The 22,073-nt window shown below is 59.1% G+C and carries 18 protein-coding genes; 9 read left to right on the forward strand and 9 right to left on the reverse strand.

Translation table 11 applies throughout. The features are described 5' to 3' along the window. Positions 1-107 precede the first annotated feature (107 nt). The 3 genes from BSU04_RS20105 to BSU04_RS20115 all read left to right on the forward strand — a co-directional run bounded on the left by BSU04_RS20105 (position 108) and on the right by BSU04_RS20115 (position 4,538). Positions 108-1,025, forward strand: coding sequence for a LysR family transcriptional regulator (locus BSU04_RS20105; RefSeq protein ID WP_089162279.1), 918 nt, complete (start codon positions 108-110; stop codon positions 1,023-1,025). A 259-nt stretch (positions 1,026-1,284) separates the two neighbouring features. After that, the gene (locus BSU04_RS20110; RefSeq protein ID WP_089162280.1) at positions 1,285-2,178 is read left to right on the forward strand and encodes an alpha/beta fold hydrolase; all 894 of its coding nucleotides are present in this window, start codon (positions 1,285-1,287) and stop codon (positions 2,176-2,178) included. A gap of 992 nt (positions 2,179-3,170) precedes the next feature. Beyond that, positions 3,171-4,538 carry an MFS transporter gene (locus BSU04_RS20115; protein WP_089162281.1) on the forward strand — a complete coding sequence of 456 codons (1,368 nt, stop codon included), beginning with the start codon at positions 3,171-3,173 and terminating at the stop codon, positions 4,536-4,538. Between the two features lie 167 nt (positions 4,539-4,705). Here BSU04_RS20115 and BSU04_RS20120 read toward each other — a convergent pair whose 3' ends face one another. Both BSU04_RS20120 and BSU04_RS20125 read right to left on the reverse strand, forming a co-directional pair. Further along, positions 4,706-5,440: a Crp/Fnr family transcriptional regulator gene (locus BSU04_RS20120; protein ID WP_089162282.1), complete on the reverse strand. Its 735-nt coding sequence runs from the start codon at positions 5,438-5,440 to the stop codon at positions 4,706-4,708. A gap of 855 nt (positions 5,441-6,295) precedes the next feature. Beyond that, positions 6,296-6,913, reverse strand: a complete 618-nt coding sequence (locus BSU04_RS20125; RefSeq protein ID WP_256983101.1) for a uracil-DNA glycosylase — start codon at positions 6,911-6,913, stop codon at positions 6,296-6,298. A 432-nt stretch (positions 6,914-7,345) separates the two neighbouring features. Between BSU04_RS20125 and BSU04_RS20130 the strand changes: the two genes are divergently transcribed. Beyond that, complete coding sequence (locus tag BSU04_RS20130) at positions 7,346-8,581, forward strand: O-antigen ligase family protein (protein ID WP_179258374.1); 1,236 nt, start codon at positions 7,346-7,348, stop codon at positions 8,579-8,581. Positions 8,582-8,632: 51 nt separating this feature from the next. Here BSU04_RS20130 and BSU04_RS20135 read toward each other — a convergent pair whose 3' ends face one another. After that, positions 8,633-9,529, reverse strand: a complete 897-nt coding sequence (locus BSU04_RS20135; RefSeq protein ID WP_089162285.1) for a LysR family transcriptional regulator — start codon at positions 9,527-9,529, stop codon at positions 8,633-8,635. A 90-nt stretch (positions 9,530-9,619) separates the two neighbouring features. Between BSU04_RS20135 and BSU04_RS20140 the strand changes: the two genes are divergently transcribed. Continuing rightward, positions 9,620-10,579, forward strand: coding sequence for an SDR family oxidoreductase (locus BSU04_RS20140; protein WP_089162286.1), 960 nt, complete (start codon positions 9,620-9,622; stop codon positions 10,577-10,579). 191 nt (positions 10,580-10,770) lie between these two features. Here BSU04_RS20140 and BSU04_RS20145 read toward each other — a convergent pair whose 3' ends face one another. The 5 genes from BSU04_RS20145 to BSU04_RS20165 are packed head-to-tail and all read right to left on the reverse strand — an operon-like array spanning position 10,771 to position 16,652. Further along, on the reverse strand, positions 10,771-11,724 hold the full coding sequence (locus tag BSU04_RS20145) for an amidohydrolase family protein (protein WP_089162287.1): 954 nt from the start codon (positions 11,722-11,724) through the stop codon (positions 10,771-10,773). 5 nt (positions 11,725-11,729) lie between these two features. Continuing rightward, entirely contained in the window at positions 11,730-12,731 is a 1,002-nt protein-coding gene (locus BSU04_RS20150; protein ID WP_089162354.1) for a 4-hydroxythreonine-4-phosphate dehydrogenase PdxA, read from the reverse strand. 16 nt (positions 12,732-12,747) lie between these two features. Then, a complete protein-coding gene (locus tag BSU04_RS20155; protein WP_089162288.1) occupies positions 12,748-14,049 on the reverse strand; it encodes an MFS transporter in 1,302 nt (433 codons plus the stop codon). Between the two features lie 48 nt (positions 14,050-14,097). Continuing rightward, complete coding sequence (locus tag BSU04_RS20160) at positions 14,098-15,273, reverse strand: L-rhamnonate dehydratase (protein WP_089162289.1); 1,176 nt, start codon at positions 15,271-15,273, stop codon at positions 14,098-14,100. 38 nt (positions 15,274-15,311) lie between these two features. Continuing rightward, positions 15,312-16,652 (reverse strand): MFS transporter, encoded by a 1,341-nt coding sequence (locus tag BSU04_RS20165; RefSeq protein WP_089162290.1) that lies wholly within the window; start codon positions 16,650-16,652, stop codon positions 15,312-15,314. 169 nt (positions 16,653-16,821) lie between these two features. Between BSU04_RS20165 and BSU04_RS20170 the strand changes: the two genes are divergently transcribed. Further along, positions 16,822-17,760 carry a LysR family transcriptional regulator gene (locus BSU04_RS20170; protein ID WP_089162291.1) on the forward strand — a complete coding sequence of 313 codons (939 nt, stop codon included), beginning with the start codon at positions 16,822-16,824 and terminating at the stop codon, positions 17,758-17,760. On the opposite strand, the gene BSU04_RS20175 is transcribed toward BSU04_RS20170, so the two are convergent. Continuing rightward, the gene (locus tag BSU04_RS20175; protein WP_256983104.1) at positions 17,754-18,377 is read right to left on the reverse strand and encodes an MFS transporter; all 624 of its coding nucleotides are present in this window, start codon (positions 18,375-18,377) and stop codon (positions 17,754-17,756) included. The genes BSU04_RS20170 and BSU04_RS20175 overlap by 7 nt on opposite strands. Positions 18,378-18,580: 203 nt before the next feature. On the opposite strand from BSU04_RS20175, the gene BSU04_RS46490 reads away from it, so the two are divergent. From BSU04_RS46490 to BSU04_RS20190, 3 genes are all read left to right on the forward strand, one after another. After that, positions 18,581-18,742 (forward strand): hypothetical protein, encoded by a 162-nt coding sequence (locus tag BSU04_RS46490; protein ID WP_179258375.1) that lies wholly within the window; start codon positions 18,581-18,583, stop codon positions 18,740-18,742. Between the two features lie 83 nt (positions 18,743-18,825). Next, positions 18,826-19,437: a helix-turn-helix transcriptional regulator gene (locus tag BSU04_RS20185; protein ID WP_089162293.1), complete on the forward strand. Its 612-nt coding sequence runs from the start codon at positions 18,826-18,828 to the stop codon at positions 19,435-19,437. Between the two features lie 154 nt (positions 19,438-19,591). Then, positions 19,592-22,072: a type VI secretion system Vgr family protein gene (locus BSU04_RS20190; protein ID WP_089162294.1), complete on the forward strand. Its 2,481-nt coding sequence runs from the start codon at positions 19,592-19,594 to the stop codon at positions 22,070-22,072. Position 22,073: the final 1 nt, after the last annotated feature.

Consider the following 22,073-nt stretch of genomic DNA (forward strand, 5'->3'; position numbering starts at 1 on the left):
CGTTGGCCCGCCTGCAGTTGTGCGCAGATACCCCTGAGCCACACCCGCCCGACGGGCGCCTCCGGTTTGCGTGCGCTGATCCGGAACTCGCTCGAGAGGACATTGACTTGGCTCCAGGAAATTTCCACGATATCGCGACGTTCGTCTCTGTAGTCAGAGCCGGCAGCTTCACGTTGGCGGCACAACAACTTGGCATCACGCGCTCCGCGGTCGGCAAGATCATTGCGCGCCTGGAGAGTCGCCTGCAAGTTCGCCTGCTTCACCGGACACCGCAAAGCCTGGGGCTCACGGATGACGGAGCAGTGTACTTCGCACGTTGCGCGCAAATTCTGGAAGACATCGAAGAGACCGAAACGGCAATGGCGGTACGGAGCGCAACGCCGACTGGGACGCTGCGCATCAGCCTGCCGATTGCGCTTGGCCACCGGCAAGTGCTGCCCGTCATAGAGTCGTTTCTCGAGAGTTGGCCTGCAGTAACAGCCGAGGTCAGCTTCACGGACCGCTTTATCGACTTGGTCGACGAGGGATTCGATATTGCAGTCCGGGTCGGTGAGCCCAAGCCGGACTCCCGCCTGATCGCGCGTACAGTAGCGACCCAGAAACTGCTGACGTGCGCCTCGCCGGATTACCTGGCAAAGCGAGGGGTGCCGGCCGCGCCGTCCGACCTTGCACATCATGAATGTCTTCAATTCGTGAGCGCCGGACGCCCTCAACCCTGGATCTTTTCCAATACCGGACAAGAGACCGTGAACAAGAACGGCCGGTTGAGAATGGACAGTGCCGAAGCGCTCGTCAACGCGGCGGTCAATGGCGCCGGCATTATCAATCTGCCTTCCTACCTGCTCGCAGCGGACATCGGGCAAGGGCGATTGCAGCCCATCCTGCAGGCGTTTGCGATCGAAGCGCTGCCCATTCGCGCGATTTATCCTTCCCGGCGACATCTTGCGCCCAAGGTTCGCCGCTTTATCGATTGCTTGTTTGACGCATGGCAACCATCGCCGCCTTGGGAGCGTGAAATCGCCTAGGATCGGCCGGCAATGCGGCGGTTTGTCGAATAGGTGAATGTCATGGAAACGAGGAAACACCCGCGGCATTCGCAAGAGGTAATCTAATGCGAAGCCGCAATTTATCTCGCTTGTTAGGCAGTCACAAGGTAGATATCTTTATTCGTTACTCTTGTGTAATCACTGGACCGGGCGCGTCCGCTGAATGCTGTCAGTCTCCTTAAGCCGCGACAGCAATTCGCCGCGACTCGCCTAACGACCTCACGCGAAGGATGACTTCATGCTTAAGAACATTGCAACCAACCTGCTTGACATCGCTTATGACGAACAGGGGGACGCCGGCGGATGGCCAGTAGTCCTGCTACACGGCTTCCCCTACGACATACACGCGTACGAGGAAGTGACGCCACGCCTGATCTCCCAAGGTGCCCGCGTTATCAGACCCTATCTTCGGGGATACGGTCCTACGCGTTTCACTGCATCGGAGACACTTCGTTCGGGCCAACAGGCGGCACTCGGGGCAGACCTGCTATCCCTGCTCGATGCGCTCCAGGTCGAACAGGCCGTGCTCGGCGGATACGACTGGGGCGGTCGGGCAGCGTGCGTCGTGGCGGCGCTGTACCCGTCGAGAGCGCGGGGGCTGGTTTCGGTCAACGGCTACAACATCCAGAATATAGCCACCGCCATGCGGCCCGCCAGCCCTGAAAAAGAACATCGGCTCTGGTACCAATACTATCTTCATGGCGAGCGCGGCCGGACTGGGCTGACGGAAAACCGGCGCGCGTTCTGTCGCCTCTTGTGGTCATTGTGGTCGCCGACTTGGCGCTTCGACGACGACACCTATGCGCGCTCCGCAATCGCGTTCGACAATCCAGATTTCGTCGACGTGGTGGTCCATTCGTACCGACACCGTTTCGGGCTGGTCGATGGCGATCCTCAGTTTGACGATATGGAGCGCCGCCTGTCCGCCCTGCCGTCAATCACCGTGCCTGCCATCACGCTCGCGGGGGATGCTGATGGCGTCTCGCCACTGGATGGGAGACAGTCAGATTTAAAGCGCTTTACTGGCCGTCATGAGAACCGCGTCGTGCCGAATGCGGGTCATAACTTGCCGCAGGAGGCGCCAGAAGCGTTCGTCAGGGCGATTCTCGATATCAACGCGTGGTGCGATTAACGCTCCGCGCATGAGACGCCGGCACGGACAGTGCCACGACGGTCGGGTATGACGGTCGGGTATTCCGGAGAGGAAGGCAGAGTTGATCTCGTTCAAGTAAGACGCACAGGGCAGTCTCGACCATGGTCGGCGCCCATGATTCGCGCGCCGAAGTCGAGATGAAAATCCTCTGGCGCGGCACCGACCGCATCGAGGAAGGATCGCCAGATTGCTTGTGCCTGATTCGACTGAGCGATTTAACGACTCCTCTGCGCGACACTTCGCGGCGCTCGTCCCGATGCAACGTTAGTGATGCTTGAGGGCGCTGCCGTCCCGGCAGAAAGCCAGATCAAGGAGAGCACCTCATGAACGAAGCTGAAAAGTTGGCGCAACGCTACGTGGCCGTCTGAAACGAGACCGATCCGCAGAGGCGCCGGGAAACGATTGCTGCGCTGTGGGCACCCCAGGGCGTCCACTAAGTGGGAACACGAGAGGTCTGGGGCTACGATGCGCTGGAGAAAGCTGCTGCATCGCATTCACAAAAGTCCGTTCAACTTCTTCGTTCTCGGGCTCGAACATACCGTTGCGTCCGATGCGCGGAGTACCCCCTCTTAATCAATAAGGCATGCTTATCTAGTAGTAGACCTTCGCGACCAATACGGTCATCGCGAACCAACTCGATTCGTCTTGAAGTATCACGGTTGCCTTGGCAACGAGCCGCAGATTTCATGCATTTGTATGGATGTACACCCTCATTGAAGCAACATGCAAAACCTTCTATAACAGGCTGAGATGGAGCAGGTTGAAGGCAGCGCGAAACCGCAAAACATCGCGCACTTGGTGTAGCGTGAGAAAGCGATTTACAGGTTTCGGGTCGAACCTCCCGCGCGGCTTCTTGAACAGGGCGGTTCTTGCTTTCAGAAGACCGCTATCGGCGGCGGCTGCATAAAGCATAAAGCACCAAGCAGTGGCCTGTCATTCAAACCACACGCGGTACGCGGAGACCAGGCGAAATGAGCTTCGAAGATTTTGATACGTTGCAGGTGAGACGATTCCAACGAAAGGTCACTCTGCTGTCGGCGGGGGGTACTTTTCTCGATGGGTACGATCTGACGATCATCGCGGTCGCTTTGCCGTTGCTCATCAAACACTGGCAGCTGACGTCAGGGATGCAAAGCCTGTTGGTCTCGTCCGCGATAATCGGCTCGTTTATCGGCGCTGCGTGGCTGGGTAGATTAACCGATCACTTCGGCCGCAAGGCCATGTATGTGGTCGACCTGCTGGCCTTCGTCGTCTTCGCTGCGTTGACCGCGTTCTCGCAGAGCGCGTGGCAGCTCATCCTGTTCCGTTTCCTGCTTGGCATCGGTATAGGCGCCGATTATCCGATCTCCGCAACCCTTGTGGCGGAATTCAGTTCGAGACAGCGTAGAGGCCAGCACAGCACGTTCCTGGGCGCCATGTGGTTTGTCGGGGCGGTAGCAGCTTATATTATCGGCCTCGCCTGCCTGCCCTTGGGCACAGACGCCTGGCGTTACATGTTCGGCATCGGGGCAGTATTTGCCTTGGTCATTTTCTTCTTCCGAATGACGCTGCCCGAATCTCCCCGCTGGTTGCAATCCAAGGGGAGGCATGAAGAGGCCGAAGCCGTGATGCTGAAGGTCACCGGCAAAACAGTGACGCTCGCCTCGGAGAGGGATACTCGGGTCAGCCTTGGCTACCTGTTTTCCAGGCGTCTCGTACGCCGTACTGTCTTCGTCCTTGGTTTCTGGTTTTGCTACGCGACGGCCTACTATGGGATTTCCATGTATGCGCCCACCATTATTTCCCCTGTCTCGCACGGCTCTCGCGCCCTGACTCTCGCCGGCTCAGGTTCGATTGCGTTGCTTGGGTTGATCGGTGCATTGATCGGGATGAATCTGGTTGACCGGTGGGGTCGTCGGCCACTTCTTATCACTTCGTTCGCGGGCCTCGCGGCAGCCCTTTTCATCCTGGCGCTCAACTCGACGCCAACCTTTACCTTTCTCGTCGTTCTATTTAGCTGCGCCGTTTTATTCGCCAACTCTGGCGGTGGGATTCTCAACTTCGTCTACCCCACTGAGCTGTTCCCAACCCATGTCAGGGCGGGTGCGTCCGGGCTGGCCACGTCAGTCAGCCGGATAGGTTCTATCCTCGGCGTCCTGGTCTTTCCTAACTTCGTGGCGTGGTGGGGCATTAGCGCGGCGCTTTGGTTCTTTTTCGTGATCGCCTCGCTGGGACTGATCATCTCCGTGTGGCTGGCACCGGAAACCAAACACTTGAGCCTCGAGGAGCTGAATACTGCCGAGAATTCCAGCACCCGGCTGACGAGCTCTCGCCATAACGAACCCGCTGTCGAGGGCTAGTCTACTAAACGATAGTTTGGTCGAAGAAGGGATGGGCGCATCGCTGTCAATTCCGGCTCGTGTGCTTGCGCACCAACGCACGTGAGTGACCAGCGTGCGCAGAGGATCCTCGATCCACCGGGCGGCTTGCTTGATCAGACTCGACTTCCAAGTCAGCGCAACAGGCCTTAGCAGACTTCCTCGGTCTGACGCACGCGCGGCAGCATCCGGTCGAACTCGCGCTTGACGATGCCATAGCATTCACATGCACGGGCTTCCAGACCAGCGCGATCGAGCACCTTGATACAACCGCGGCTGTGATGGATCAGGCCGGCGTCATGGAGCTTTCCTGCCGCTTCCGTGACCCCTTCGCGACGCACACCCAACATGTCGGCAATCATCTGCTGCGTCACCTGAAATTCGTTCGACGGCGTACGGTCAATCTCGATCAGCAACCAGCGGCACAGTTGCTTGCTCAGCGAGTGGTGACGGTTACATGCTGCGGTCTGCGCGACTTGCGTCAAGAGGGCTTGCATATACAGGAGCATCAGGCGGCGCAGGAAATCCGAGCGATTGAACTGCTCGCGCAAAGCGCTCGCGCTCATGCGATAAGCGAAGCCCGGGCATTGAACCTGGACGCGGGTCGGCATGGTATCGCCGCCGGTCAGGATAGGAACGCCGGTCATGCCTTCACGACCGATGGCGGCTATTTCCGCCGAGCTGCCGTCTTCCATCGAATGAAGCAAAGAGATGATGGCAGTCGTCGGGAAATACACGTGATGAATGCGTTGTCCTGAATCGCAAAGCAATTGCCCTGTCCGAAGCTGAACGAGTTCCAGGTGGGGCGTAAGCGCTTGCCATTCGTGCGCCGGAAGCGCGCCTAACAGATGATTGCCGTGCAGGTCTGATTGAAGGGTCAACATGATTTTTGTTCTCTCGTTTGCGCTGTGCGCCTTACTTTTTTTATTCCGGTCCACTCCGCGTTTCGTGATGCATCTGACGGCATCCATCGAAGACATGTAGTGACCGGCCCCGTAAGCAGATCTGTCCAAAGTCGTTTGCCTGATTTTGAATTTCGACCTTGGCTAGTGCTGCACCACACATAAAGCGAGGATCGTGCCAACAGGTGCAAAACCCAATGCCATCATGGAGCGTCCTCGAATATGCAGCAGCGCACAGTGGGGCGAGGAACGTTTTTGATTCAGTCTTGAACGGCGCATGATCGAACCGGCGCTATCCGTCCGATTATTCGCGCAAACGATTTCGTCTTCCGAAGGCCTTGCTGGAGGCCCATTCGACACCACGAGACGCCCTTCGGATCGGAGTTTTCCTGCCGTCAAATCGTGACGGCAAGGGCGATTCGTAGGTTGTTTTAAAAGTGATACAGAAATGTTCCTTGGATTTGGTGTGATCCGGGTGGAGATCGTGACTTGCGCAGCCTCACGCAGTCACATTGCACGGATGAGGATGATGGTGATGCAGGCCACGGCGGCAAAGCAGACTGTTCATCAACGAGGGGTGGCGATCGAAAGCGTCTCGTTGGTGGCGCGGAGTTCGCCGCGCAATTCTGTACGTCACCGTGGCAGGCGTTGAATTGAAATCGACACTGGACCTCCCAGATGCCTCGGTGCGTTTCAAGGCCCTAACGCCGATGCTCAGAAACGATTCACGTTGCATGAGGACATCGACTACCGCTCGTGTGCGCTGAGATTGGTGCGTCTCTTCTATGCCTGTGCAAAGGAAAACACGCAATCAGCGCAGCATAGGGGTCTAGCGCGCTATGGTTGTGCAGCCACTTGTGCGGCCTGCGTGAGCGTCTTTACGATTTTTGCTTCGACATCCGGCGACACGCACACGGCAAGCGGACTCGGATGAGGCATGGTGAGGATCAGGCAAGGCGACGCCAAACGTTCGAGCTTGGGCAATACGCGCTGAGAGGTTCGCCCGGCCAGCACGATGACGCGCAACTCGGGCAATAGTCCGAGCAACGCGGGCAATTCGCCGATCCCACGATCAATGTCGTGACGCGTCAAAGGACGACGCTCGCCATGCGTCGGCTCCGGTAGCCACGGGTAGACGTTCCACAACACGCTATGGCGACGCGGTAGCCCTGCGTCGTGAAGGAACCGCTTAAGGTTGCGTTGCGCAGGCACGGGATTGTCCCGCGAGACGAATCGTGGTCGAGATGCAAGTTTCGCCGGCGACTCCAGAAGCACTAGAACCTTGGCTTGGCATCCCCCGTCGAGCGGGTCGAAATACGGTACTTCACTGGTTCGTTGAGAGAGCGTTTCCGTATAACGGGTCAAAGGAGAGATGTGCGGCTGGCTAAGCAGCTTGATTCTTTGCGCAATTACCTCTGGCTCTCTTAGCGACTCGTGCGCCATTGAACTTGCCACGCTTGCTCCTTGCGCTTTCCCTAAACGATCGTTCAAATTTCCCTTGGCTCGACCTGAAAAAAGAGAACCCATTGCGCAATCAGGGTCAGTCTTTACGGCAACATCATTCAATTACGCCGTATCGCAATCAGCCCAGAAAATTGGCGCTTATCGTACAATTCGCCGCCACCTGATCGTTTATCAAACTCCGGAATCGCAATGATTAACCTGAGATTGCAGTCTCGGGCCGGGGAAGCCCTGTCCGCTGTATGCGCAGTGCTGTTGTTCGTGGGGATGTTCGACCATATGACAGCCATCAAATACATTGGCATTGGCGTTCTTATAGCAATTGTCGCTTCGTTTGCTATTAAGTCTCTGCTAACAAATTCCACCGATCGCGCATTCCCTGCATCTTCCTTGCTAATCGCGCTTGGCATTTGGTCGCTTTGGACCTTGACCTCTGCAACCTGGTCAGTCAATCCAGACGCGACCTTGCATGCTTGGCTTGACGAAGTGGCTTATCCGCTAGCGGCGTTCTACGCCTTCTGGATCGTTGGGCAGTCACCGCTCAAGCAGCAGCGCCTGTTGCAGAACGTCGCGTGGGCCACATCCCTCATCCTGGCCGTGATGAGTGTCGTCTACTTCCACTATCTTGACCCAGGCGCCGCCAAGCCGGGGTTGATGCATTTCTACGCCCGCGTCGGTCATTCGAGCACGATTGCGCTAATGGCCATTCCCCTCTTTGCGACCATGGCCGCCAAGACCGAAACGAAAATACGTGGGCTGACGGGCGTCCTGTTTTGCGTAGTGATCGGTGGCGCCACGTTGAACCGCTTCTTCTGGATTGCGCTAGCACTGGTTGCGGTGGTGCTGCTATGGCCTCGTTCGTCACGCGAGCGTGTACGGGCATGGACCGCGCTGGGCGCGTTGCTTGTGGTGACGCTGGTCGCTGTGGGATTCAGCAACAAACTCCGGGTAATGGGCCCGGCCTTCAGCAGCGTGGCCGCTCCCGTCGTGCAAGGGTCCAGTACGCCCCCGGGCATACTACGTGTTGTTGCACGCGCCCCGGATACCCTTGAGATCACTGACCCACAACTTGCAGCTATGGAAAGCGCGCCGGCGCCCTGGCCCGCAACGTTGATCGAGCGGCTGCGTGTATTCAGCGGCATGAACCGGGCAATGAGCTCGGATGCGCGGCCAAGAATCTGGGCATTCTATGGAAGCCAGGTCACCAAGCACCCTTGGATAGGCATTGGCTTTGGCAAACCTTTGCCCTCATTGGCTTACGCAAGCCTTATTCCAGACGATCTGGTCAAGCTGGACGGTAATGTGCGCACGCATGCGCACAATCTCTTTCTCAATACCCTGCTTCAGGTTGGGGTTGTCGGGCTGATCCTCCAGCTTGCAGCTTTGGGTTGCCTCGCCTATCAGTTTTTCGCGGTGCGCCTGATTTATCCGCAGGTGTATCGCGCAGGCATTGCGCTGATCCTGGGCATGCTCGCCAAGAATCTGACCGATGACTTCATGTGGCAATCGACCATGCTGATGTTCTGGTCCTATTGCGGCTTGTTACTAGGTCAATCCGCCCTTCGCTTGAATACGCTTGGCGCGACGGCGGGCGGATATCGTGCGGCGCCGCATTCTGCCGACGCTAAGCGAGCCGAGCGTGAGTTGGAAACTGTCGGCTGACTCGGCTGGCGATTAAGGAAAAGTTCGCAGCCCAGGAAATGTGATGTTCCTCTAGGCCCCCTGAACATATCGATCCAGTCCTTCAGCCAAGGCTGCGAACGCGACCTTACAACTGGGGTTGTCGCGCAGGTCTTCATGCATGGCAAGCCAGGTGTCCAGTCGAAGCGATATCTTTCCGGAGAAAAGACGGATCAGATCAGGGTCGCGGCGAGCAAGCCCCACCTGACACATCCCAATACCAAAACCTGCTCGTAGCATCGCAAGCGAAGCGAGGTCGCTGTCAGTGCGTAACGCCATCAGCTCCCGGCGCAGCTCCGGTAGCTGGGTCTTCATGCTGCGGATAAAAGCGGTTTCCTTGTCGAAGCCTATGAGCGCATGGTCAGCCAGGTCGCCGATACTCGCCGGCTTACCGCGTCGTTCCAGATAACGCTGGTGCGCATAGAGCCCAAGCTCGACATCGCCAATCCGGCGCGCAATCAATACGCCCTGGCTTGGCCTCTGCATCCGCACTGCTATATCCGCTTCGCGCTGCAACAGATCTTCAAGCCGGTTGGACGGCATCAGTTCGATGACCAGTTCAGGGTAAGCGGCGTGCAGCGCGGTAATGACAGGCGGGAGCACTTCCACGCTAATCACATCGCTGGCAGTAATACGGATAGTGCCGCGAACTCCCACGCCCTGACTCGACGCGGCCCGCAACAGTGCAGCACTATTCGATTCCAGCGCTTCGGCAAACGGCTTGAGCGCCAGCGCTTCCTGCGTAGGGCTAAGACCCTGTTGGGTACGGATAAACAGCGCATAGCCCATGACTTGTTCGAGCGCATCCACATGACGCCCTACCGTAGGCTGCGTCAGTCCTAGCGCACGTGCCGCTCCCGAGAGCGAACCCTCGCGCATGACACCAAGGAACGTTCGGTAAAGGTCCCAACTGGGTTCAGTCTCAGGCATACAAAAATGTATATCAGCTCTATTGGCATCGATAATTCCATTTAACTGGTGCGTGCGCAAGAATAATCATCATTACATCAGGAGGCAAAGATGACAGATGCTCGCACCGCACTGGTTCTGGGGGCTACCGGCGGCATAGGTGGTGAAGTGGCGCGGCAACTTGCTGCGCGTGGCTGGAAGGTACGCGCGTTGCATCGTGACCCCGCTTCGCTAGCCAACCGCGACGACCGATTCGAATGGCGCAAGGGCGACGCGATGAATCGACAGGCTGTTGTCGCTGCCGCGGACGGCGTGCAGCTTATTCTGCACGCCGTCAATCCACCGGGATATCGTGACTGGGGACAGCTGGTGTTGCCCATGATCGACAACACCATTGCCGCGGCGCGCGCTTCGGGTGCGAGGATTGTGTTGCCCGGCACGGTCTACAACTATGGCCCGAACGCGTTTCCTGTATTGCGCGAATCGTCGTCTCAAGAACCGCTCACGCATAAGGGTGCCATCCGCGCCGAGCTGGAGCGACGCCTGCAAGCGGCTAGCTCGGATGGGGTCCGTAGCCTTGTCGTGCGGGCAGGCGATTTTTTCGGACCCGGCAGCACCGGCAATAGCTGGTTTTCCGGGGGCATCGTCAAACCGGGCAAACCCGTTCGCGCCATGTTCTATCCGGGCAAGACCGGCATAGGACATCAATGGGCTTATGTGCCCGACGTAGCGCGCACGATGGTGCGCCTGATCGAACAGGAGCAACGGCTGCCCGTTTTCGCGACCTTTCACATGCTGGGCCACTGGGACGCCGATGGCACGCAAATGATCGGTGCAATCAAACGCTCGGTCGACCAGCCCAAAGTCAAGGTGCGCTCGTTCCCCTGGTGGGTGCTTCCGCTGATGGCGCCCTTCTCCGAGATGTTCCGTGAGATGCGGGAGATGCGCTATTTGTGGAAGGAGCCCATCCGCATGGAGAATGCTTCGTTGCTGGCTACCCTGGGTGAGGAGCCGCATACGCCTTGGGATGAGGCGGTGAAGACTACGCTGACTGCGCTGCGTTGCATCTAGGGGTTTTGTCGTCTGCACGGCGTGTGGCGCATGCGGCGCGTGCGGCGTACGAACTGCCGCTCGACTATCCCTATGACGGACACATCGGGAATATCGACACCTATCTCGACCGGAACCCGGTCATCGTGTCGTTGATTGTCCGCGTTATGGAACGCGCTTGTCATGCAACATGGCTAGCGGTGCTGAGAACTTCATAGCCTGTACAACTTGGTAGCGTTGTCGTGAAATAGCGCCAAGCGCTGCAACGGCTTCAAGTCTGCAACTATTGATTTGAAGCCGCCGAACAGCGTGTCCAACTTCACCACCACGCTGTCCACGGGGAAGTTGCTCGCGAACATACATCGTTCGACGCCGAAGATCTCAATCGCGTCCCGTACTATCGGACCATTCCGTTCGACACTCCAGGGCACGCTTCTCTCGCCGAGCCCCGATATCTTGAGCCTGACGTTGGCGCATGTAGCAAGCTCTGCAAGTGCGGTCCGCCACGCTTGCAGACCTTCAACGCTCCGATCCGCAGGCAACCCCGTATGGTTCACGATGATCGTGACGCCGGGGAAATCCCGCGCGAGTTCCACCGCTTCAACGAAGTGCCAAAAGGGCGTCTGAAGTTCGAACATGAGCCCCTTTGCCTCGAGCAGCGCATACCCGGCGCGCCATCGTTTGCAGCGCATCGACCCGGGCGCGGCGAACGTCGCCGTATGCTCGCTACGCGCCACCGCCGCAGGCTTGTGCCGCACACTTCGGACCAGCGGCATCGACTGATACTCATTCAGCACCTCAGCCACGTCATCACGGTCGAGCCAGACCTGCCCGGACATCGCATCCGGAAACCCGCAGCGCGCATTGAGCGTAGTCGCCCAGCGCGCTTCGCCAAGCGGATCGCGCGGGTCCCACTCGCCTTCCATCATGACCGTCTTCACGACGCGATGCGGTGCGGCCAGCGCGAAATAATCGTCCGGCAGGAAGTCGCGGCAGATCACTTCGTAGTCACCGTAGCGAAACGGAAGACGCGGGAGATCGCGCAGCCACGGATGATAGTTGCGCTGCAGATCCCAGAAGTGATGATGCGCATCGACGATCGGCAAGTCGGCGTTGTCGCCGCTTTGCAGGAAGCGCTCGCGCATCACATCATCGGACGTGGGCATCGTCGTCAGCCCATGCGTGCGAGCGCCATCTGCGTGACGATATCGAACGCCTTCTGCGTGGCGCCTACGTCCGCGCGGCCCTTGCCGTGGATATCGAAAGCCGTGCCGTGCGCCGGGGTCGCGATCGGCACCGGCAGGCCGCCATGCACCGTGACGCCGCGCCAGAAGCCCATCAGTTTCATCGCGATCTGGCCTTGGTCGTGGTACATGGTGACAACGCCGTCGAACGCTTTCTGGTCCCGGGCACGCACAAAGATCGTGTCGGCCGGGAATGGTCCTTGAGCATCAAACCCAAGCTTGCGCGCTTCATCCACGGCCGGCGCGATCACGTCGATCTCCTCGCGGCCGAACGCACCGTTGTCGCCGTTATGGGGATTAAAGCCGCACACAGCAATGCGCGGTGCCGGGTTGCCCGCACGCTTGAGACCGTCATGAATCAGCCGCACCGCGTTGATGACCCGCTCGGCCGAGAGCTTCGCGCTCACGTCCTTCAACGCCATGTGCGAGGTCACGCGCGAGGTCCACAGCTCGTCGAGCACGTTGAACTCGCAAAAGGCGCCGGTGTAGCCCAACTGCTGCGCGAACCACTCCATCTCGTCGCCAGTCTGCATGGCAGCCATGTGCAGCGAGGTCTTGTTGACCGGCGCGAATAACATGCCCTGCGTGCGGTTCGCTTTCGTCAGCGCCAGCGCCTGCTTGAATGCTTCGAGGCTATAACGGCCGCCGCGTTCAGTAGAGACAGCGCGTTCGTACGGAGTGTCGTCGGGCAGACGAAAGTCGATCAGCGACGGCGTACCGGTGCCCGTTGCGGCAGCTTGTTCTTGGTCGACGACGCTGTATTCAAAGCGCTGCCCCGCGATCTCCATGCCGGTCTCAAGTTCACGCCGGTCGCCAATGATCAGCAAGTCGGCCCGCGCCCGGTTCTCGGGTTTGGCGAGCAAACGCGCGATCAGTTCGGGGCCGATTCCGGCGGGGTCGCCAAGCAATACTGCAATACGAGGTGTCATGCGTTTCACCGTATGTTCAATGAGTGCGGCGCAGATCGATAGCGACCGAGCCGATGATATAAACCAGCGCACACGCGCTGTAGAACTGCAGGACGATGTCGAACGAACCCGTTCGCTGCAGGATGAAGCCGGTGATCAGCGGAATGGAGATACCGCCTACGCTCCCCGCGCAATTCATCAACGCGCCCAGCAGGCCAACCCGCCGGGGACTGGCGAGCAGCGACGGCAGGCTCCAGTAGAGACTACCCCACATCAGGAAAAACGCGGCCGCGCACAACACCACGACTGCCTCCAGTGCCGACGAGATCGAAGGCAACGCAGCAAGCACGCCGAGCGTCGTCAGACCCGACAGCGCGATCATGCCCTTCACTACCTTGCCGCGTGTCCAGCCGCGAGTGCACAGCGCATCACAGAGAAAGCCACCCGAGAGCGAGCCCAGCGCGCCCGACAGGAAGATGAAGAACGTCGACGTGCCGATTTGCTGAAGACTCAGCCCCCGCGCTTGGGAGAGATAGCTCGGTCCCCACGTGAGCAGTCCGAAGAAGATCATCGCCCAGCTCAGGCGTCCGACGCACATGGCCACAGCCGAGCGTACCGGAAACGGCAGTTCATCGGCGGCGCTGAACGCGACCTTCGCAAAGGGAACAGCACCGCCGCTGATGTGATCGAGTTCGGTGGCGTTCACGCCGGGATGCTTGGCCGGATCATCGCGGAGATAGTGCCATGCGAGCCAGCCGCAACCGATCGTCACCAACCCCGCCGCGATGAACGCCATGCGCCACGAGCCGAATACCAGGATCAGGTTCGAGATCGCGAGGCCGCCTATGGCTGCGCCGAGCGGCGAGCCGGCATCCATCAGCACCGCGCCACGCGCCCGCTCATGACGCGAGAGCCACAGCGCGTTGAGCTTGCTGCCGGCCGGGAAGAGCGGCGCTTCAGCGGCGCCCAGCCCGACTCGCAGCAACAGCATCGAGAGACCGCCTGACGCTACCCCGAGCAAGGTCTGGAACACACCCCACAGCAGGGTAGCGGCCGCCACCACGCGACGTGGCCCGAAGCGGTCGATGAGCCAACCGCCGGGAATCTGCAGCAGCGCATACGACCAGAAGAAACTGGAAAGGATCAGCCCTTGCATGGCCGGCGAAAGAGCGAACTCCTTTGCGATAGTCGGCATGGCAATGGACAGCGAGATCCGGTCAACCAGGTTGATCAGCGTGATGAGAAACACCACGCCGAAGATGCGCCAGCGCACACTGGTCGCCCTCTCCGCCTGCGCCATTGCGCGTGGCGGGTCACGCGCTTCGATACGGCTTTGCATGGCTGTCTCCTGGTCTTTATGGTGACGATCAGCGTCAAAGGCTGCCGGTCACTCGATGATGTTGAAGTCGTCGAGATACTTGTCGCTCAGGGTAATGCCGAGTCCGGGCGTCTCGTCGGAGAGTTGCAGGAAACCATTTTCCGGTTGCGGCTCGCCCTCGAAGATGTAGTAGAACAATTCGTTGCCGACTTCAACGTCAAATACAGGGAAGAACTCGGACATGGGGCTCGCCGTGCTCGACATGGTCAGGTGATAGTTATGCATCTGGCCCGCGTGCGGGATCACCGGTACTGACCACGCTTCCGCCATGGCGTTGATCTTGCGCGCGGCCGTGATGCCGCCCACGCGATTGGTGTCGTACTGGATCACGTCCACCGCGCGGCGTTCCAGCAGGTCCTTGAAACCATAGCTCGTGAATTCGTGTTCGCCGCCGGACACAGGAATGATGTTCATCTTCTTCAGTTCCTGATACCCCTCGACGTCGTCGCCAATCACCGGCTCCTCGATCCAGCGCGGATTGAATTCCGCCAGGCGCGGCAACATGCGGCGCGCGTATTCGAGCGTCCAGCCCATGTAGCATTCGACCATGATGTCGATGTCGTCACCCGCCAGTTCGCGCAGCAGCCGAACTTGCTCCAGGTTTTTCGCCATGCCCTTGGGTCCATCCTTCGGACCATAGCCGAAGCGCATCTTCATCGCCGTGAAACCCTGGTCCAGATAACCTTGCGCTTCGGCCAGAAACACATCGCGGTCGTCATTGTTATAAAGCTTCGACGCGTAACACCAGATCTTTTCCTTCGTGCGCCCGCCCAGCAGCTTGAACACCGGCTTCTTCACCGCCTTGCCCATGATGTCCCACAGCGCAATGTCCACCGCCGAGATCGCGGCCATGCCGATCCCCTTGCGACCCCACGCGTGCGTGCGCCGATACATCTTCTGCCAGATGTATTCGTTGTCGAACGGGTCTTCGCCAATGGCGATCGGGGCAAGGTATTCATCGACGATCTGCTTGGCAATGCGCGGCGCGAGCGCGCAGTTGCCAATACCGATGGTACCGTCATCGCACTCCACTTCCACCACGAGCCAGCCGTGGAAGCGGAACGAACCCATCGCGTCACCACGCTCGTAAAGAATGTCCACGGCGTTGGTGCAGAAGTGCGCTTGCGGCGGCACGACCTTGCCTTTCCATTCAAAGACGCGCGTGCGGATATGCTTGATTTTCATGGTCTGACTCTCCTCGAAGAAGCTAATGACCTAATGACTTAATGGCTCGGCCGTTTTTTGCCAAGCGGTGCTGCGGAATCGATCGAACCGGTGGACTGCGCCGAAGCGGACTTGAAAGCGAGCAGCAAGGCCGCGCCAATGAGCCCGACCACCGCAAGCGACAGCATCCCCGCCTCCGGCGAGCCGACCACTCGCTCAGCCAGTCCTTTAAGGTTCGGAGCAACGAAGCCGCCCAGGTTGCCGATCGAATTGACAAGAGCAATGCCGCCCGCGGCAGCAGCGCCGCCGAGATAGCCTGTCGGCAAGGTCCAGAAGAGCGGTTGCACTGAGACGAATCCAATTGCGGCAACGCAGAACGCAATCACGGCCAGCGTGAGCGAAGCGGTCATGGCCGAGGCCGCAATCCCGAGCGCCGCGAGCGTGAGCATGGCGGCAGCAAACGTCCGATGATGTCCCACGCGATCAGCAATGCGAGTGACCACGAAAGTCCCGGCAATCGCCGCGATCCATGGAATGGCCGTGATCAAGCCGACCTTCGTCCCCACGTGGCCGCCGGTCAGCCCGGCAATACGGGTCGGCAAATAGAAGACCACGCCATAGACGCTGATCTGCACCGTGAAGTAGATGAAGCTGAAGAAGAGCACACGCTTGTCGCGCAAGGCGGCGAGCACCGAGGACGGTCCATGCGCAAGCTTGCGTTCGTCCTCGGCGCGCAACGCAGTGCTCAATGCATCGCGTTGCGCGTCGCTGAGCCAGCGTGCATCGATAGGGCGATCGGTCAGGTAGAAGTAAGCGATAACACCCACCACCGAAGCCGCCACGCCTTCGACCACGAACAGCCATTGCCACGGATGCAGCCCGAACGGATTTGACGTATCGAGCAAGAGCCCTGACACCGGACTGCCGAGCAGCAGGGCAAGCGGAAAGCCGAAGTAGAACGCGCCCATGGTTTGCGAGCGGGTCTTGGCCGGAAACCAGTTTGAAAGAAACAGGATGATGCCGGGGAAGAAGCCCGCCTCCGCTATCCCGAGCAGGACCCGCAGCGCATAGAAGCTCGTTGCATCGTGAACCAGCGCCGTACATGCAGAGACAATGCCCCACGTGACCATGATGCGGCTCATCCAGACGCGCGCGCCGAAGCGGTACATGAGAAGGTTGCTGGGCACTTCGAAGATGGCGTAACCGATGAAGAAGACCCCCGCGCCGAACGCGAATGCCGCGTCGCTCAGGCCCGTGTCAGCCTGCAGGACGCTCTTCGCAAACCCCACGTTGGCACGGTCGATGAAGGCCAGCACGTACATCAGCACCAGAAATGGCAACAGCCGCGAACGCGCCTTGCCAATCGCGCTGTCGAGCGCTGTATCGCGGGTCGCGATCATTGATTTGTCTCCTGAGTTTTTGTTGCACGCGGCTCGTTCCCGGCTCTTTCCCGGCTCGTTATGCCGAGGGTTTTTGTGCGTGTCGTTGGATACCCGTAGTGTGCGAAACTACGCGATAACTGACTATTGAATTAATCGCATCACCCCATTCCCTGGAGTTATCGCTCCCATGATCGCGCCCGCATCCACCATCCGCAAACGCTTGCGCCTGCGCCACCTGCAACTCATGGTGGCGCTCTCGGAAACCGGATCGCTTCGCCGCGCCGCCGACGAACTCGCGATGACTCAGCCCGCCGCGACCAAAGCGCTGCAGGAGCTGGAGGACACCGTTGGCGTGTCGCTATTCTTGCGGCATGCGCGCGGCATGGAGCCGACCATCTTCGGCGAAGCGGTCATGCGTTACGCACGCGTGGTGTTTGAAGACCTCGACGAACTGCGCGAGGAGCTGGCCGCGATCGAGGCCGGCGATATCGGCAAGGTGCGCGTCGGCGCCGTGATGGCACCCGCGCCCGAACTGCTGACGCAAGCCATTGTGTCGTTGAAAGAAGCGCACCCTCGCTTGCAGATCTCCGTGCAGATCGATACAAGCGACGTGCTCGTGCAAGCGTTGCAGCAAGACCAGCTCGACATTGTGATCGGGCGGATTCCCGATGGTTTTCCCGCACTTGATTTGAGTTTCGAAACCTTGGCGGAGGAGGCTTTATCGATTGTCGCGCGGCCGGATCATCCTGCCGCGAGAGCCAGCGCGCGGCCCAAGCTTGCAGAGCTGGCGCACTATGCCTGGATCGTGCAGCCGCATCCGAGCCCGATGCGCCAGATCATCGACCAGACCTTTCGCGAGTCGCGCGTTGCGCCGCCCATCAGTACTGTGGAGACCTCGTCGATCCTCACCACGCTATCGCTCTTGCGCGACTCCGACATGCTGGCGGTACTACCAAGTTCGGTCGCGCAGTACTACGTTGCGCTGAAAACCATGACTTCACTGCCAACGCCATTGCGTGGAAGGCTCGCACCGTATGGGCTGATTCTTCGAAAAAACCGCCGGATCAGGCCGGCGACTCAACTCGTGATCGATGTGATCCGGGGGGGCGCAGCGCTCGCTCAGTGACCAAGGCGGTCCGCCAGCTTGAGTCCGTGGCGGGTTTCATCGTCGCTATCGGCACTTTTATCCAGCGCTATATCCGGACGCATGAAGAACGTCATCACCATGCCGATCGCAAGCAGGCCGACTGAACCAGCGAACGGCAACGTCCAGTTTCCCGTGTGATCCACCACAAAGCCAAATACGATCGGCGAGAAGATACCCGCTACCGCGGAGCCCGCATTCACCAGGCCGCTCGCAATGCCGACGTGCTTGGGCGTAATGTCCATCGGCACCGCCCAGATGGGTCCGATAGTCATCTCCAGAAAGAAGAACGACAGGCTCATGGACGCAGCCATGACCGGCAGCGACTTCACGAACAGCACCGGTGCGAGGAATACGAGCGCACCAAGAAACGCGCCAATGATGACATTACGCCGCGCCGCCACCACGTTGCCCGTGCGTTTCAATATGCGGTCGCTCAGCACGCCGCCCGCGGTATTGCCGAGCACACCAGAGAGGAATACTCCCGCCGAAAATAGCGCGGAGTTTTTCAGGTCGAGGCCACGTCCATGCATGAAAAACGTGGGTAACCATGTGAAGAACAACCAGCCGGTCCAGCCATAGCAGAAGTAGACAATCATGGTCGGGCCGATGCGCTTGAGCAGCCGCCGCCACGGAACCGGCGACGCGTCTGACGGACAAAGCCGAATAGGACCCGGCGCGCGAAGCCTACGCCGCGCGGCTGCGTGAATCGAGCACGCCCGATACGCCCAAAGTCGATCCCCAAACCAGTGAAATCGTCGCCACCTATGCGCAGATGCGCGAAGGTAACCAGCGGGCGCACATGATGGATGAACTGGATACGGCGGGCGACTTCATCCGCTATGTCGCAAGCGACGCGCACCGCGACGAGTTGTCCACCATCTTTAAAGCGCGGGCCGAAGAACTCGATAAACCCGCGTCAATTAAGCACGCGAATATTGTGGAGACGATCGATGGCAAATGACTCCCGGAATGACTCCCTTTAGCGAAACCGGCGCCAGGTCGCAGACAAGCGAGCCGGAGCAAGGTCGTCCGGCATGAGTCGTCATGGCCGCGCGCGCTCGCCGTTTCGACGTCGCGCTCGTGTTCGCGATCGAGCTTGCCCTTTCTGCTGCACCGAGGCCGCGATCCGGGTCGCCGTCGCAATTACGTTTATCTGAGATGTGCCGTGAAACCTGCAAAGGATCAACCATGACAAAAGTCCGAGGTGACCCGCCCAATATACCGCCACCGGACTTGTTCGAGCTTCCGCGCACGAAGCTGTTGCGCATCGACCAGATGCTTTACTACATCCCGATGTCGAGAAGCTGCTGGACTAAAAACGTCCGCGAAAACGGCTTTCCGCATGGCGTCAAGTACGGCCCAAAACAGGTCTTTTATCCCCTGGGCGAGATTCAGGATTTGATTACTCGGATGGGCCGCGCCGGTTCGACATGGCAGGCGCTAACGGGCGCGTCAGGAGCTGCTCAGAACGGGCCGGGCACCGCTGGTTCGGCAGACCTGCCGGTGATGGCGCAACGCCACCCTAAAGCCGTAAAAACGAATGGACAACCGCGCGCAACGCGTGGCTGTCTGAGCGATGAATCGATCGACGCCGACGCAATCTTGCGGCTTATAACACGCAGTACATCAATGTTTTTTAGGATAACTCCTAAATAAGCATCCTTCACAAAAATTCCCTGTTCCCGTTCACAAGAGACCGGTCATCCGTTAACGTGTTCTATTTCAGCAACCAACCTCACAACTATTTCAAAGTTGGCCGCGCGGCCTCTGACTCGTCGCAGCGGTTCGCACAACCGAGGGCCGAACAACGATGCAAGGCGCTTTTCAGCGAAGTCAACAAGAACCCCCTAGTGGCAAGCTGGTCACCGGACGGCAAGCCTACACGATCGAAGTGCCGGGCACGGCGAGCGCGAAGGACCTGTCCGTCGTGTTCTACCGCGCGCACGAGGGCATGAGCGAGCCATACAGCATCACGGTTGAAGTCACGCACCCCGATGCCCTGATCCGCGCGCACTATCTCGGGCGCGGCGCGAACTTCATTATTGCCCCCGAAGACGGCGTCGAGCCACGCAGATATTGCGGCGTCATCACACACTTTATTAAAGTCAAGAAGACCAAAGATTTCAGCCTCTATACGTTCGTTATCGAAGCGTATATCGGGCGTTTGCGTCTGACGCTCGCGAGCCGTACCTTCCAGCATGTCACCGCACCTCAGATCATCGAAGCGATCCTGCTGAAGCACGGGTTTCTCGGGCATCAGTACCACTTCAGACTGCGCCGCACTTATCCGGAACATGCGTTCCGCATGCAATACCAGATATCCGACTTCGACTACATCCATGTGGTGATGCAGCAGGAAGGAATTTTTTTCTATGTCGAGCAAGGCAAATACGGCGATGAGATCGTATTCGGCGATGACATCGATCACTACGTCTATTTGCCTGAACTGAAAGTGCCGTACCGCGAGAAGGCGGGACTTGAGTCGGGTGTCGAAGCTGTGTTCGCGCTTCAGACGCATGCGCAAACCGTGCAGCAGTCGTTCATGGTTGCCGATTACAACCCGCTCAAAGCGTGGGAGCGGTTCAAGGACGAAGCGAACATCGCGTATGAGGACACAACGACATATGGTCAGTCATACGTGTACGGCACAAGCCATCTGAGCCAGACGGGCGCGCAGTGGGAAGCGCAGTTGCGCCACGAGGCGGCGATTGCGTGGCAGGTGGTGTATGAAGGCGAAAGTACGGTGCTTGAACTGCGCCCTGGTCGTATTCTGCGTATTGATGAAGAACTGGCCGATGCGCCCAGCGGGCAAGTCATCATCGAAGTCTGGCATAGCGGCGGTCGTGGCAAGAGCTATCAAAACGCCTATAAATCGATTCCATCGGATCGTCGCTTTCGCCTGAAACTCGAAGAACATATGTGGCCCAAAGTCGTGGGCTCGCTCAGCGCGCGCGTGACTTCGCCCAAAAAATATAAGTACGCGTTTGTCACGAAAGACGGCCACTACATTATTCGGCTCGATCTTGACTGGGACCCGTGGAATCCGGGCGGGGAAAGTGTGCCGCTGCGTTTGGCCAAGCCCTTCGCGGGCGCGTTGCAAACCGGCTTTCACTTCCCTGCGATTGATGGGACGGAAGCTGTGATTCAGGCGCGGGACGGCGACCCGAACAAGCTCTATATCTCGCATTTCCATCATACGAGCCTGCAGACCGACCTGATTACCAGTCAGGATCGGTGGATGTCGCGCAACGTGTTGCGCACGCAAAGCAATAACAAGGTTCGGATGGAGGATTGGGAGGGACAGGAACACGTCAAGGTGGCGACCGAGTACGGCAAGTCGCAATTGACGCTGGGCCACATGGTCAATGCCCGGCGTGAGGAGCGCGGAGGCGGCTTCGAACTGCGCACGGACGATAAAGGCAGCGTCCGGGCGGGCAAGGGACTCTTTCTTTCCGCTGATTTACAGGCCAAGGCGCAGGGCAAACAGCTCGAAATGAGTCCGGCAATGGGGCAGTTGCAGGTATCGAATGCGCAGGCGCAAGGGCTGGCTGATGCTGCGGCGGTAGCGAAGGCCGAGATCGCCGCGCTGAAGGCTGAAAGCCAGTGGCTTAAAGATAGCGTTGCCGAGTTGAAGCAGGCGGTCATGGTGCTGTCCGCGCCAGGGGGGATTGCGCTGGCAACGCCAGACCGTCTTTCCATTGCTGCCGGCAAAGATGTGAACGTGACGGCCAGCACAGGCATTGGCATGAGCGCGCTTCGCAATGTAGCGATTGCAGCTGGCGATGTGTTGTCGCTTTTTGCCCACAAGCTCGGCATCAAATTGTTCGCGGCGCGCGGGAAAGTGCTGATTCAGGCGCAGTCAGACGCGATTGAAATGGTGGCCGCGAAGGACATGCACCTGACCAGCGCCGAAGGCACGCTCACCGCGAACGCGGCCAATGGTGTGGTCTTGGGCGGCGGTGGCACGGCGTATTCAAAGGTCCTTGCCGACGACGTTCATATGGGTGGTGCGGGGAAGCTGTTTCTGCATTTCACTGAGGTGGTATTGATGGGCCCGGGCGGCCTGTCGTTGCCTTTGCCGAAGTTCGAGCAACTGGACGTTCACCATGACGAGATGTTCACCCTCAGCGACACAGTGACCGGGCGTCCGCTCGTCAAGCGTCCCTACAAGATACAGCTTGCAGACGGAAAAATCGTTGAAGGCGTGACCGGCGACGACGGTGAAACGTTGCTCTCGAAGGCCGATATTGCGCAAGGCATGAAGCTGCTTTCTCCATTCAAAAAAGGTTGAC

The sequence above is a fragment of the Caballeronia sordidicola genome (assembly GCF_002220365.1).
Lineage (GTDB): Bacteria > Pseudomonadota > Gammaproteobacteria > Burkholderiales > Burkholderiaceae > Caballeronia > Caballeronia sordidicola_C.